The organism is Neoaquamicrobium sediminum (assembly GCF_013240295.1).
GTDB classification, from domain to species: Bacteria; Pseudomonadota; Alphaproteobacteria; order Rhizobiales; family Rhizobiaceae; genus Aerobium; species Aerobium sediminum.
Genome location: NZ_JABETK010000001.1, coordinates 43,980 through 56,946 on the forward strand (window position 1 = coordinate 43,980; position 12,967 = coordinate 56,946).

Annotated in this window: 9 protein-coding genes and 2 pseudogenes; 3 read left to right on the forward strand and 8 right to left on the reverse strand. The window is 65.3% G+C overall.

All coding sequences use genetic code 11. From position 1 onward, the window contains the following. Nucleotides 1–15: 15 nt before the first annotated feature. From HK436_RS00255 to purD, 3 genes and pseudogenes are all read right to left on the reverse strand, one after another. A pseudogene (locus tag HK436_RS00255) lies at nucleotides 16–766 on the reverse strand (crotonase/enoyl-CoA hydratase family protein). A 10-nt stretch (nucleotides 767–776) separates the two neighbouring features. Beyond that, on the reverse strand, nucleotides 777–2,552 hold the full coding sequence (locus HK436_RS00260; RefSeq protein ID WP_173186449.1) for an acyl-CoA dehydrogenase family protein: 1,776 nt from the start codon (nucleotides 2,550–2,552) through the stop codon (nucleotides 777–779). A gap of 184 nt (nucleotides 2,553–2,736) precedes the next feature. Then, complete coding sequence (purD, locus tag HK436_RS00265) at nucleotides 2,737–4,023, reverse strand: phosphoribosylamine--glycine ligase (RefSeq protein WP_173186451.1); 1,287 nt, start codon at nucleotides 4,021–4,023, stop codon at nucleotides 2,737–2,739. Nucleotides 4,024–4,174: 151 nt separating this feature from the next. On the opposite strand from purD, the gene ubiA reads away from it, so the two are divergent. Beyond that, nucleotides 4,175–5,158 (forward strand): 4-hydroxybenzoate octaprenyltransferase, encoded by a 984-nt coding sequence (ubiA, locus tag HK436_RS00270; protein ID WP_173186453.1) that lies wholly within the window; start codon nucleotides 4,175–4,177, stop codon nucleotides 5,156–5,158. On the opposite strand, the gene HK436_RS00275 is transcribed toward ubiA, so the two are convergent. From HK436_RS00275 to HK436_RS00290, 4 genes are all read right to left on the reverse strand, one after another. Beyond that, the gene (locus HK436_RS00275; RefSeq protein WP_173186455.1) at nucleotides 5,142–6,290 is read right to left on the reverse strand and encodes an NAD(P)-binding domain-containing protein; all 1,149 of its coding nucleotides are present in this window, start codon (nucleotides 6,288–6,290) and stop codon (nucleotides 5,142–5,144) included. The genes ubiA and HK436_RS00275 overlap by 17 nt on opposite strands. 96 nt (nucleotides 6,291–6,386) lie before the next feature. Then, a complete protein-coding gene (locus HK436_RS00280; RefSeq protein WP_173186457.1) occupies nucleotides 6,387–6,950 on the reverse strand; it encodes a DUF6101 family protein in 564 nt (187 codons plus the stop codon). 202 nt (nucleotides 6,951–7,152) lie between these two features. Then, entirely contained in the window at nucleotides 7,153–8,583 is a 1,431-nt protein-coding gene (locus HK436_RS00285) for an FAD-binding oxidoreductase (protein WP_173186459.1), read from the reverse strand. A gap of 17 nt (nucleotides 8,584–8,600) precedes the next feature. Next, on the reverse strand, nucleotides 8,601–9,557 hold the full coding sequence (locus tag HK436_RS00290) for an L-threonylcarbamoyladenylate synthase (protein WP_173186461.1): 957 nt from the start codon (nucleotides 9,555–9,557) through the stop codon (nucleotides 8,601–8,603). A gap of 120 nt (nucleotides 9,558–9,677) precedes the next feature. On the opposite strand from HK436_RS00290, the gene HK436_RS00295 reads away from it, so the two are divergent. Both HK436_RS00295 and HK436_RS00300 read left to right on the forward strand, forming a co-directional pair. Next, nucleotides 9,678–10,115 carry a hypothetical protein gene (locus HK436_RS00295; protein ID WP_173186464.1) on the forward strand — a complete coding sequence of 146 codons (438 nt, stop codon included), beginning with the start codon at nucleotides 9,678–9,680 and terminating at the stop codon, nucleotides 10,113–10,115. 60 nt (nucleotides 10,116–10,175) lie between these two features. After that, on the forward strand, nucleotides 10,176–10,604 hold the full coding sequence (locus HK436_RS00300; protein ID WP_312860441.1) for a hypothetical protein: 429 nt from the start codon (nucleotides 10,176–10,178) through the stop codon (nucleotides 10,602–10,604). Here the strand turns inward: HK436_RS00300 and glyS are convergent. Beyond that, nucleotides 10,601–12,910: pseudogene (gene glyS, locus HK436_RS00305) on the reverse strand (glycine--tRNA ligase subunit beta). The gene HK436_RS00300 and the pseudogene glyS sit on opposite strands and share 4 nt — an antisense overlap. Between the last annotated feature and the right edge of the window lie 57 nt (nucleotides 12,911–12,967).

Consider the following 12,967-nt stretch of genomic DNA (forward strand, 5'->3'; position numbering starts at 1 on the left):
GAGAATGGATCGGCGTCAGTTCTTCTTCCGGTTCATGAAAGCGACGAAGGCGTTTCGCGCCTCGTCGGACTTCAGCCGGGCTCTGAAATGCGCGCCCTCCTCCTTGATGCGGGCAACCAGCGCCTCGCGGTCGCCGAGCATGAGGTCACGTGCGATCTTCAGCGCTTCCGGCGGCTTTTCCGCGATACGCTCGGCGGCTTCGAGGGCCGCGGCCTCAAGCTTTTGTTCGGAAACGACCTCGTAGATGAGGCCGGCAGCCTTTGCTCGGTCAGCCGAAAAGCCCTCGCCGAGACCCAGCAACGCAAAGGCCTGCTGACGTCCGAGCACGGCGGGTGCGAGCAGGCTGGAGCCGGCTTCGGGTACCAGACCAAGATCGACGAACGGCGTCCGGAACTCAGTGCGCGGCGTGGCGATGGTGAGATCGCAGTGAAGATTGATGGTGGTGCCGATGCCGACGGCAATCCCGTCGACGCCGGACACGATCGGCTTTTGTGATTTCGCGAGCGCGAGCAGGAAGTCGGACCTCCATACCACCGTCGCCGCCTGTCGCGACGGCCATGAAATCCGCCAGGTCGTTGCCGGACGAGAAAGCGCCGGGAACGCCGAGGATCAAATGGACCCGCACCTGCGGGTCGTTATCGGCAGTCGTGAGTGCAGCAGCCATCGCTGCATACATTTCGCGGGTGATGGCGTTTTTCTTGTCCGGGCGATTCATGCGGATGATCTGCACCGCGCCCTTGCGCTCGATTTCGATATGCTGGCTCATCGCAATCTCCTCAGGACGCCAGCGCGGCGTCGGCGGACACCAGGCTTTCAGCGCCGGCGATCACACGCCGCTTGAGAGCCGAGGCTTCGTCGACCAGGTTTTCGGCAAAGAAACGGGCCAGCGCCACGCGAGCCTTGTCTTCGCCAGCAAGCGCGCCGCGCACGAGATACGCGCCGCCCGCGGCAAGCGCGAACAGCCGCAGATATGGCGTCGCGCCGGCCAGCGCTTCCTCCTGTTGGCCTGCAGCCAAAGCGCGCTGGAGGAAATCGGTAGCCTCGGCGAGGTCGTTGAGCGCGGCGTCGCACCGTTCCGCAGTGGCACCGAAACCATCGGCGTTGGACTTGCGCAGCGCCTCGATGTCGGCGCGCAACTCACCAATATAGCCTTTCACATGCTCGCCACCGGACAACGGCAGCTTGCGGGTGACGAGGTCGATGGCCTGGATGCCGTTGGTGCCTTCGTAGATCGGCGCGATGCGTGCGTCGCGCAGCAAGGCAGCCGCACCGGTCTCCTCAATATAGCCCATGCCGCCATGCACCTGCACACCAATCGAGGCGACGTCGACGCCGACGTCGGTGGCGAAGGCCTTGGCGACCGGGGTCAACAGGTTCGCGCGTTCCTGCCAGTGGCGGGCATCGTCGCCCTCGCCGGTGCGGGCCATGTCGAGCGCATGCGCGCATGAGTACGCGATCGAGCGCGCGACCTGGGTCAGCGCCTTCATGGTCAGCAGATTGCGCTTGACGTCGGCGTGGTGGACGATCGGCGCCATCCCCTCGCCGTCGAAGCCGGCCGCCTTGCCCTGACGGCGATCTTGCGCATAGGCAAGCGCCTGCTGGCGTGCGGCTTCCGCAATGGCCACACCCTGCATGGCGACCGCAAGGCGGGCGTTGTTCATCATCGTGAACATGCAGGCGAGGCCCTTGTTCTCCTCGCCGATCAGCCAGCCGATCGCGCCGGGCTCGCGATCCTTCGCGAAGCCATCGCCATAGATCATCGTACAGGTCGGCGAGGCGTGAATGCCGAGCTTATGCTCTATCGAGGCGCAGAACGCGTCGTTGCGCGCGCCGAGCGAGCCATCCTCGTTGACGAAGAACTTAGGCACCAGAAACAGCGAGATGCCACGCGTTCCGGCGGGCGCATCGGGAAGGCGCGCGAGTACGAGATGCACGATATTGTCGGTGAAATCGTGCTCGCCATAGGTAATGAATATCTTCTGGCCGAAGATGCGGTAGGTGCCGTCGCCAACGGGCTCGGCACGCGAGCGCAGAGCGGCGAGGTCGGAGCCCGCCTGCGGCTCCGTCAGGTTCATCGTGCCCATCCACTCGCCAGAGACGAGCTTTTCGAGGTAGGTCGCCTTGAGCTCTTCCGAGCCGTGCTTTTCCAGCGCCTCGACCGCGCCCATGGTGAGCGTGGGGCCGATGGCGAAAGCCATCGATCCCGAATTCCACATCTCAAGTGCTGCAACCGACAGCATCTGCGGCAGACCCTGCCCGCCAAAATCCTCCGGGCCGGTGAGCGCGTTCCAGCCACCTTCCGTCCAGCGGCGGTAAAGGTCTTTCCAGCCGGGCGGCGTGGTGACAGCACCGTCCTTGAGCACCGCGCCGTGCTCGTCGCCGATCTTGCGCAAGGGCGTGACCTCGTCGGTCGCGAAACGACCGGCTTCTCCCAGGATGGCGTCGACGAGGTCTTCCGACAGATCGCCCAACCGGCCCGCGTCCAACGCGGCGCCAAGGCCCGCAACATGCTTGAGGGTGTGAGCGATTTCGTCTACGGGCGCGCGATACATCCGCGTTTCTCCTCCTGCTGCATCTCGGAACCCTGCCTGCATGGCAGCCGCTCCGTCCATCCTTTTTCAACGCCGAGTGCTATTTCCTTTTACGTAAACGTCAAACGTTGGCACTCCACGAGATAGCATCTGAAAGGATCGACCCCGGAACGACGTGACTTCAACTGCAGGTCTGATGACGGCGTCAGCCCTTTGCGGCTTCGCGCTCGACCGCGCGCCAGCCAATATCCCGGCGGCAGAAGCCTTCGGGCCAGTCAATGAGGTCCACCGTTTCATAGGCTCTCCGCTGAGCCTGGGAAACGGTCTCGCCCAAGGCGGTAACGTTCAGCACCCGGCCGCCTGCGGCCAGAAGGCGGTCGCCGTCAAGCCGGGTCCCTGCATGGAAGACCTTGGCTACGCCGTCATCGCCCACCGCATCGGCAACGCCAACGATCTGGCTGCCCTTTTCCGGTGCTGCCGGATAGCCCTTCGCGGCAAGCACGACCGTCAGCGCCGCATCATCGCGCCAGCGCACCGAAAGGTGGCCGAGCTGGCCATCGACGGCGGCGTTCATGAGCACCAGAAGATCGTCCTTGAGGCGCATCATCAGCACCTGGCATTCGGGATCACCGAACCGGACATTGTATTCGATGAGCTTGGGGCCGTCCGGCCCGATCATCAGACCGACAAACAGCACCCCCACGAAAGGCGTCCCCATTTCGGCCATGCCAATCATGGTCGGCCGCACGATTTCGGCCATGACGCGCTCGACCATGTCGTCGGAAAGGATTGGCGCGGGCGAATAGGCTCCCATGCCGCCGGTGTTGGGGCCGGTGTCGCCCTCGCCTACCCGTTTGTGATCCTGCGCGGTTCCAAAGGGCAGCGCATTCTGGCCATCGCAGAGGCAGAAGAAGCTCGCCTCCTCGCCCTCCAGGAATTCTTCGACCACCACCTCCGCGCCGGCCTCGCCGAACGCGCCCTCGAAACACTGGTCGATGGCATCGAGCGCTTCTTCCAGCGTCATCGCGACGGTGACGCCCTTTCCGGCCGCGAGGCCATCGGCCTTGACCACGATGGGTGCGCCCACCGATCGGGCATAGGCCTTGGCCTTGGGCGCATTGTTGAAGCGGCCGTAAGCGGCCGTTGGGATGTTGTAACGGGCGCAGAAATCCTTGGTGAAACCCTTGGATCCCTCGAGGCGCGCGGCATCGGCGGAGGGTCCGAAGACGCGGATGCCGGCGCTGGCGAGATCATCGGCGAGGCCAGCGACCAAGGGCGCTTCTGGGCCCACGACGACGAGGTCGATCCGGTTATCGCGGGCGAAAGCCAGGATTGCCGCATGATCGGCAATGTCCAGGGGCACGCATTCGGCTTCTTCCGATATACCGGGGTTGCCGGGCGCCGCGTAAAGCTTCGTCAGGAGGGGCGAGGCCGCGATCTTCCACGCCAACGCATGTTCGCGCCCGCCCGATCCGATCAGAAGTACGTTCATGGCGGCGATCCCTGTTGTCCCTTCGGATGCGCTTCCCGGTAGGGCGACAGCGGACGCGGGTCAAGACAAGACAGGCGTTCGTCACGCCAGGCGCGCCTTGCGACATCGCCGCGCCTTGACGGCGGCGGCGGCCCCTGCCACTGCACGGGGCATGGAAGAGATCCAGTCGAAGCAGAGTCAGGGCCGCGTCGCCGACGCGCCGTCCGGCCATTGGGTCTACCGCGCGCTGCCGCGCGGACTGTGGCCCTATGCGCAGCTCGCGCGCTGGGACAGGCCGATCGGCTGGTGGCTGCTGATGTGGCCCTGCTGGTGGTCGGCGGCGATGGCTGCCGCCGCTCACGCGCAGCCGGGCGACAGCATCGCCAGCGTGCTTCCCTCACCGTGGCACCTTTTCCTGTTCCTGGCCGGCGCGGTCGCAATGCGCGGCGCGGGTTGCACCTATAACGACATCGTCGACACCGATATTGACGAGCAGGTCGCGCGCACCCGCTCGAGGCCGCTGCCATCCGGCAAGGTCTCACGCGCGCAGGCATGGGCCTTCCTGATTGCGCAAAGCCTCGTCGGGCTCGTGGTGCTCCTGCAGTTCAACGGCTTCGCGATCCTCGTCGGCATCGCATCGCTTGCGACGGTGGCGATCTATCCGTTCATGAAGCGCTTTACCAACTGGCCGCAGCTCTTCCTTGGCCTGGCCTTCTCGTGGGGCGCGCTGATGGGATGGGCCGCGCATTTCGGCTCGCTGGAGCTGGCACCGCTGCTGCTCTATTTCGGCTCCATCCTGTGGGTGATCGGCTACGACACGCTCTACGCCCACCAGGACAAGGAAGACGACGCGCTGGTTGGCGTCCGCTCGACCGCACGGCTGTTCGGCGACAAGACCAAGCAATGGCTGGTCGCACTTTATGGCGGCGCACTGCTGTTCTTCGTGGTCGCCTTCGCCAATGCCGCCGTGCCGATGCCGGCGCTGGCCGGGCTGGTCGCGGCGGCGGCCCACATGGCGCGGCAGATCCGCGTGCTCGACATCGACAATCCGGACCAGTGCCTTGCGCTTTTCAAGTCCAACAGCGTTGTCGGCTGGCTGATCTTCCTCGGCCTGATGGGCGGCGGCGTCTGGGCGACGGTCAGCCCGAGCTTCTGACCTCGGCGGGCGACATTTTAAGATACTGCGTCAACTCGCGGGCAGCAGCCCCGCCTGCCCGGTTCGCCCCGATGGTCGAAGCGGACGGACCGTAGCCGACCAGATGTATGCGCGGATCGCGCGCGACCTGCGTGGCAAGCCTGCCGGTCATGGTGATGCCGCCGCCTTCCTCACGCAATTGCAGCGGTGCAAGATGGTCGAGCGACGAACGGAAACCGGTGCACCACAGGATGACGTCGGCGCGCTGTTCCGTTCCATCCGCCCAGCGGATGCCGGTTTCGGTGATCTCGGAAAACATCGGCAACCTGATGAGCACCCCTCGGTCGCGCATCGCGCGGACGGCGGGTGTGAGCGGCAGACTGCCGGTGTTGGAGGCCACGGACCCCGGCGGCAAGCCCTGGCGAACCTTGTTCTCGACCATTGCAACGATCTGCCGACCGAACTCCTCGGTGAACGGCCCTTCGCGAAACTGCGGCTCGCGCCGGGTGACCCAGGTGGTGGTGGTTGCCTGCGAAATCTCGTCGAGCAACTGGATGGCTGAAATGCCGCCGCCGACCACGACGACATGCTGCCCGCGGAATTCGTCGGCGGTGCGATAGTCCCTCGTATGCAATTGCCGCCCCCTGAACCTTTCGGCACCCGGATATTCGGGAATATAGGGAGTTTCCCACGTGCCGGTCGCGTTGACGATGCCGCGCGCGGAGAAGGCGCCGGCACCGGTCTCGACCCGCAGCCGCTCGCCCCGGTCGCAGACGACGCTGACCTTCACCGGCCTGTGGACGCGGAGATCGTAGCGTTCTTCGTAGGCCGCGTAATAGCGCGGCACTGCCACGGAGGCCTGCACGGTGTCGCTCTCGGTGCCGACGATCTCGTCGAAACGCATGCCCGGCAGGTCGTGCACGCGGTTGACGGTAGCAAGCGTGAGCGACGGCCAGCGGAATTGCCATGCGCCGCCGGGCGACGGTGCCTGGTCCAACACCACTAAATCGCGATCTGGCTCGAAGCCAAGCCGGCGAAGATGATAGGCAGAAGAGAGCCCTGCCTGCCCTGCCCCGATGACGACGAGGTCGACCTTGACCGCGAACCGCGCGGCGGAGGATTGGGATTCAGGCGCGGACTGTTCGATTGTCATGAAGATTGCGGGGGTGAAATGAGACGAAACGGCGGACCCTTAATGTAGGGTGTCGCGCCGCTCGTCTCAATTTACCGAACAACAGGCCGGTGCGGCCTATTTGCGGGCGATGATCTCCTCGCCATTGACCACCAGCCGCAGGCCTAGAGTGCCGGTGCGGCGGCGCGCCAGGAAACGCGGACGGCGATGCGTCGAAACGCGGCCCTTCCGACGCTCGATCGGCTGGCCCTTCTTCACAAGGCCGACCGATTCCTCGAGCGTGCGGGCGACACCGTCGGCTTCCACCAGCAGCATCGGCAGACCGTAGGCTTCGGACCAGGCGCGCCAGTCGGCGGCGACATCGTCGAGGTTGTGGGCGACCAGCAGCGGCACGGACAGCATCGGGTCGCTGTGCATGAGTTCGAGCGTCACCGTAACATTGCCGTCGCCATCCTCAATGGCGCGCGCGGCGACACCGCGAAATGCCTTGGCCGGCAAGACGATGGACATCGGCAGGCGGCTGTTTTCCAGCACACGGCGCAGGCTCACGCCGCGGCGGTCGATGGTGAAGGTAACGTCGCCGAGATCGTCGCGCGCCGCATAGCTCACGGCCTGCGGCAGACGGAACGGGTCGAGCCGCAGGTCGCTGCCAGCCCAGACGGGTTTCAACCGGGTGTTCATGGTTGCACTGCCTTCCTGTCTCTCCTGAGAGCCGGTTTTCCGGTCTCCCGCGGGCGGGTTATCCCGCCTCGTTATGTGTGTGAGACTAGGCGCCGGCCCGTTCCGACCGGCTTAAGAAGCAGGGTTAAGGTTTCGTCGCCTTGGAGGATGGTTATCGCTTTGCAACCACGCGCAACGGCCCGTAAACCGGGGTGAACAAAGGCTAAATCACCTTGCCCGGGTTCATGATGCCAGCCGGGTCGAAGGCGGCCTTGACGCGCCGCATCAGGTCGATGGCGACCGGCGGGGCAGTGGCGATCAGCTCGTCGCGCTTCATGCGGCCGATGCCGTGCTCGGCCGAGATCGAACCGTCGAACGCGCGCACGACGTCATGGACCGCATCATTGATCGGGCGGTAGAGCGCCAGGAACGCATCCTTGTCGCCGCCCACGGGCTGGGAAATGTTGTAGTGCAGGTTGCCGTCGCCCATGTGGCCGAAGCAGACCATGCGCGCGCCGGGCTCCACGGCCAGCACCGCCTGCCATGCGGCATCGATGAAATCGGGGATGGAAGCAACCGGCACGGAAATGTCGTGCTTGATGGAGCCGCCTTCCGGTCGCTGCGCGTCGGACATCGATTCCCGGATCCTCCAGAAAGATTCCGCCTGCGCAAGGCTTGCCGCGATCACCGCGTCGGAAACGGTTCCGGCGTCGAAGCCTTCCGACAAGATTTCCTCGATCAGGGCGCGCGCATCTTCCGCCGAGCGGCCGGATGAGATTTCGAGCATGACATGCCACGGATGGGGCGAAGACAGCGGGGCAACCGAACCCGGAATGTGCTTGAGCACGAAGGCGAGCGGCGCATCGACGATCAGCTCGAACGCGGTGAGGCTGGCGCCGGCGCGCTCCGAGGCAAGCGTGAAAAGGGCGAGCGCATCCTTCGGGCTTTGCAGGCCGACCCACGCCACCTCCCTGCCCTTGGGCTTGGGAAACAGCTTCATCACCGCCGCCGTGATGACACCCAGCGTGCCCTCGGCGCCGACGAACAGGTTCTTGAGGTCGTAGCCGGTATTGTCCTTCTTGAGCTTGCGCAGGTCGTCGAACACTTCGCCGGTGGGCAGCACCACCTCGACGCCGAGGCAGAGCTCACGCGTGTTGCCGTAGGCGAGCACGCCGGTGCCGCCGGCATTGGACGAGAGGTTGCCGCCGATCTGCGCGGTGCCCTGCGAGCCCAGCGAGAGCGGAAAGAGCCTGTCGAGTTCGTCTGCCTTGTCGCGCAGTGTCTGCAGCACCACACCGGCCTCTACCGTGATGGTGTTCGATGCAAGGTCGACTTCGCGGATGCGGTTCAGTCGCGACAGCGACAGGACGATCTCGCCGCCGCCGATGTCGGGCGATTGCCCGCCGACCAGCCCGGTATTGCCGCCTTGCGGAACGATGGGCGTGCCGGTTTCGGTGGCCAGCCGCATGATCGCGCTCACCTCCTCGACGCTGCCCGGACGCAGCACCAGCGCGGTGGCGCCCGGCCAGAGGCCGCGCCGCTCGGTCACGTAGGGCGCGATGTCGGCGGGATCGCGAAGCGCGTGGTTTTCGCCGACGATCGCCGCGAAGCGGTCGAGAACCGCAGGATTTGGGAAATGCTGCTCGGTCGGCATCAGGCTCAACTCATCATTCAGGAACGCGGCGCGGCTGCGCGGCGCAGCCGATCGTTGATCGCCTCGCACAGCCCGTCCTCGGGGATCGGCTCAACCGCGATGGTGGCGGCACCGGAGCGGTCGAGCGCCTGCAGATGCGCGTAGAGATTGGCGGCCGCCTCGCGCATGTGCCCCTTTTCCGAAAGGTTCAGCATCGCCACGGCCTTCTCAGCGCCGGGTATGCGGTTCGGGCCATAGGCGAGTAGCGCCTCGCCCTCGCGCAGCTCGCTCGCGTCGAGCCGTACCGCCGCGTTCGGCGCATAGTGCGAGGCAAGCATGCCGGGCGCCTCGATGCCCTTGCCGCCGCCGCGCACCACGTCGACGCCGATGGCGTTGCGGATCTCGCCCGCCGTGACGCCACCCGGCCGCAACATATAGACCGCCTGAGGCGTGACCTTGAGGATCGTCGATTCGACGCCGACATGCGTGGGGCCGCCGTCGGCGATCAGCTTGATCCTGTCGCCCAGATCGTCTTCCACCGCCTGCGCCGTGGTGGCGCTGATGCGTCCCGACGAATTGGCCGAGGGAGCGGCAAGCGGATGCCGCAGCTCGTCGATCACCTCGCGGGCGAATTCGCGCGGCATGCGCAGGGCTACCGTATCGAGCCCGGCCGTGACCAGCGGATGCACGCCGTGCCCCTCGCGCAAGGGCAGAACCAGCGTCAGCGGGCCCGGCCAGAAGCCAGCCGCAAGCCGCAGGGAAATGTCATCGAATACAGCAATCTTCTGCGCCATCGCCATGTCGCAGACATGCACGATCAGGGGATTGAAGCGCGGCCTGCCCTTGACCTCGAAGATACGGGCGACCGCCTCGCCATTGGTCGCGTCGGCGGCGAGGCCGTAGACGGTCTCGGTGGGAAGCGCGACCACGTCGCCGGCCTCCAGAAGGTCGAGCGCAGGATCGAAGGCTTCCTCGAGCGGCAATATCCGGGCCAAGAGCGCTCCCCCGCAGCGTTGGTTTGATGGAGCCGATTGCCTACCCCGCCCGGGACCACGCGACAAGTGCCGTTGCGTCACCGATTTGTTAATCCCCGGCCGCTAGGGTGCCCGCCGTACGTGTTGCGCCTGTTCGGCGCCGGCGGCAAGCAAGGCGGGTTGGGTATGTTTGCGTTTCGAGTTCCTGTCGGGTCATTCCTGCGTGTTTCATTGATTCTCGCGGCTACAGCCGGCACCAGTGCTGCAGATTCACTCATCGCATTGCCGGAGGTGGAGCCGGCCGCGCTTCCCTCGTTCATCGCGCACGTAGAACCGGAAGCGACGCCGATCGAGGCCCTGGAGGCGAAGACGCCTTCACTGCAGGACAACGGCGAGGCCCCTCTTGCAATCAGCACCTCGGTCATCGCCTTCGGCGCAGACGCCATTCCCGTCTCGTCAGACGAGGTCGCCTCCATCACGGCCGATGATGAAGCGCCTGCTCCTGAGGATGTGGCCGACGCTATGCCTCTGGCTATTCGCGGCACCGACGGCGATGGACTTGTCTCTCTCGTCGACTAGTATCGCGGTCGTTTGACGAGGGCCATCTCGCTGGCCACCATTTCAGCCGGCAGAGGCAACGTGATCGAACTAACCGTCAATTTCGTCTTCAAGTTCCTGCACATATTGGGCCTGATGCTGGGCGCGGCCGCCGGCTTCGGCGCCATGGTCGTCGCGCGGCAGGCCCGGCGGGCCAGTGCGCCCTCGCTCGATCTTGCCGCCCTTCGGTCCGTCTTCTCAACGCTGGCGCTGACGGGGATCATGCTTCTTTGGCTGAGCGGGCTGGGGCTGTGGATGTTCCGCTACGACTTCGTCGATCTCGGCGCTGCGTATTCGTTGAAGCTGTTGACGGCGCTGGTGCTGCTCGGCGTGATCCTTGCGATCAACCGCGTCAACGCACGCGCGGCGAAGACGGGCACGCCGCCGCCCGCCTGGCTGCCGAAGCTCGGCATGACGACGCCGGTGCTGACGCTGATCGCGATGGCACTCGGCGTGTGGGTGTTTATCTAGCCCGCGATCTTCGAGAAATCGGCGACCTGGCCGGTCGCCTCGCGGATGCGGGCGAGCAGCGCCAGCCGATTGGCCCGTACCGCCTCGTCCTCATCGTTCACGAGAACCGCTTCAAAGAATGAATCAACTGGCTCACGCAGCACGCTAAGTGCGAGCATGGCGGCGGAAAAGTCTTGTTTCTGAATCGCTTCGACGGCGTTCTTCTCAGCTTGATTCACCGCATCGAACAGCTTTTTCTCGGCCGGCTCGCGCAGAAGCGCCGGATCGACGGCCTCAGCCACGGCGGTACCCTTCTTCTCCTCGGCAGCCAGAATGTTCGCCGCGCGCTTGGTGCCGGCGAGCAGGTTTTTGCCATCGTCAGAATCCAGGAAGATGCCGAGCGCCGCGACACGACTGGTGACGAGAAGAAGATCGTCCGCTTCGGGGAGAGATCACCGCGTCGATGAGATCGTGCCGCGCGCCTTTGTCGCGGAGATAGACCTTCAGACGATCGTGGAAGAAGGAGAGGAGATCGTCAGCCCGCGCGCGCTCCCAGTCTTGGGGCGGAACCGTGAGCGCACTGTGGTCAAGGGTGACGCTGGCCCTTGATGACACCTCTGCCAATTCCCCAAGCGTTTGCACAAATTCCGTCTGCAGGAGCTTATAGAAAGAGCGATCCGCTGGTTGTAAGCTGTCTTCAGCATCTGAGACATGACCCGCCGCCCAGCGACAACGAACCCTGGCCACCATCCAACCCTAACGCCATTCTCGACCAAAATCCGGATTACCCCCAGCGCCGCTCGCCTGAGCGCGTACGGATCCTTGCTCCCAGTCGGCTTTTCGTCGATGGCCCAGAAGCCAGTCAGCGTGTCGAGCTTGTCGGCCAGCGCCACCGCTACCGAGACCGGATCGGTCGGGACGACGTCGGACGGCCCCTGCGGGCGGTAGTGTTCCTCAAGCGCTGCGGCGACGGAAGCATCCTCGCCCTGCAACAGCGCATATTTGCGGCCCATCGCGCCCTGCAGTTCGGGAAACTCGCCGACGACCTCGGTCTGGAGATCGGCCTTGGCGAGCACCGCCGCGCGGTCGGCCAGATCGGGATCGGCACCGACCAGCGGTGCCAGTTCGCGCGCGAGCCTGCGGATGCGCTCCACGCGCTCTCCCTGCGTGCCGAGCTTGGCGTGGAAGGTGACGCCGAGATGGTCGAGCCGCGCCATGCGCTGGTCGAGCGGCTTCCTGAGATCGAGCCCGAATTTTGCGGCCGAAGCCTCCAGCGTGGCCAGGTCCGGCAGGTCGGCCTGATCGGTCTTCCAGAAGTGGACCGCGTCTGACAGGCGCGCGCGCACGACCTTGCCGTTGCCGTGGGCGATCTCCACGCCGCCATCCTTCGCCTCGATGTTGGACACCAGCACGAAGCGGTTGGACAGCCCATCGCCGTCGCCCTGCGGGCGCGTGACGAAGCACTTCTGGTTGGCGCGGATGGTGAGCCGGATGACCTCCGGCGGAATGTCGAGGAAGGCCTGCTCGAACTCGCCCATCAGCACTACCGGCCATTCGACGAGACCTGAGACCTCTTCCAGCAGGCCCTCGTCGTCGACCAGTTCGAGCCCGGCTGCGAATGCGAGGTTCTTCGCGTCATCGAGGATGATACTCTTGCGCCGCTCGGCGTCGAGCACGACCTTCGCGGCCTCCAGCTTGGAGACATAATCGTCGAAGCGGCGCACGATGATCTCACCCGGCGCATGGAAGCGATGGCCGTAGGTGACGTTGCCGGCGCGGATGCCGTCGACCTCAAAATCGACCACAACCGGCTCCTCCGTCTCCGGCCCGAAGGTGCAGAGGATCGACTGCAGCGGACGCACCCAGCGCAGCGAGCCGGGCTTCGCCGAGGCAGCACCCCAGCGCATCGATTTCAGCCACGGGAAGCTCCGAACGATGCCGGGCATCAGGTCCGCGATGATTTCCTCGGCCGGACGGCCCGGCCGCTCGATCACCGCGACGTAGAAATCGCCCTTCTTCGGATCGGACTGGATCTGCGCTTCCTCGATGGAGGAAAGGCCGGCGGAGCGCAGGAACCCCTGAACCGCCTGCTCGGGCGCCTTGGTCGACGGCCCCTTGCGCTCTTCGCGCACATCCTTCGATCGCGCTGTCAGGCCACGAATGTCGAGCGTCAGCCGGCGCGGCGTCCAGTACTCCGTCGCCGCCTCGTATGTCAGACCGACATCGACCAGACCGTCGGTGACCATCTTCTTCAGGTCGCCGGCAGCCTTGCGCTGCATGCGGGCGGGGATTTCCTCGGAGCGGAGTTCAAGAAGAAGATCAGGCATCGGTGCTCTCCATGCCGCATGCCTTCTTCTGTTTGCACGTCCTCGCGCCTGCGGCGC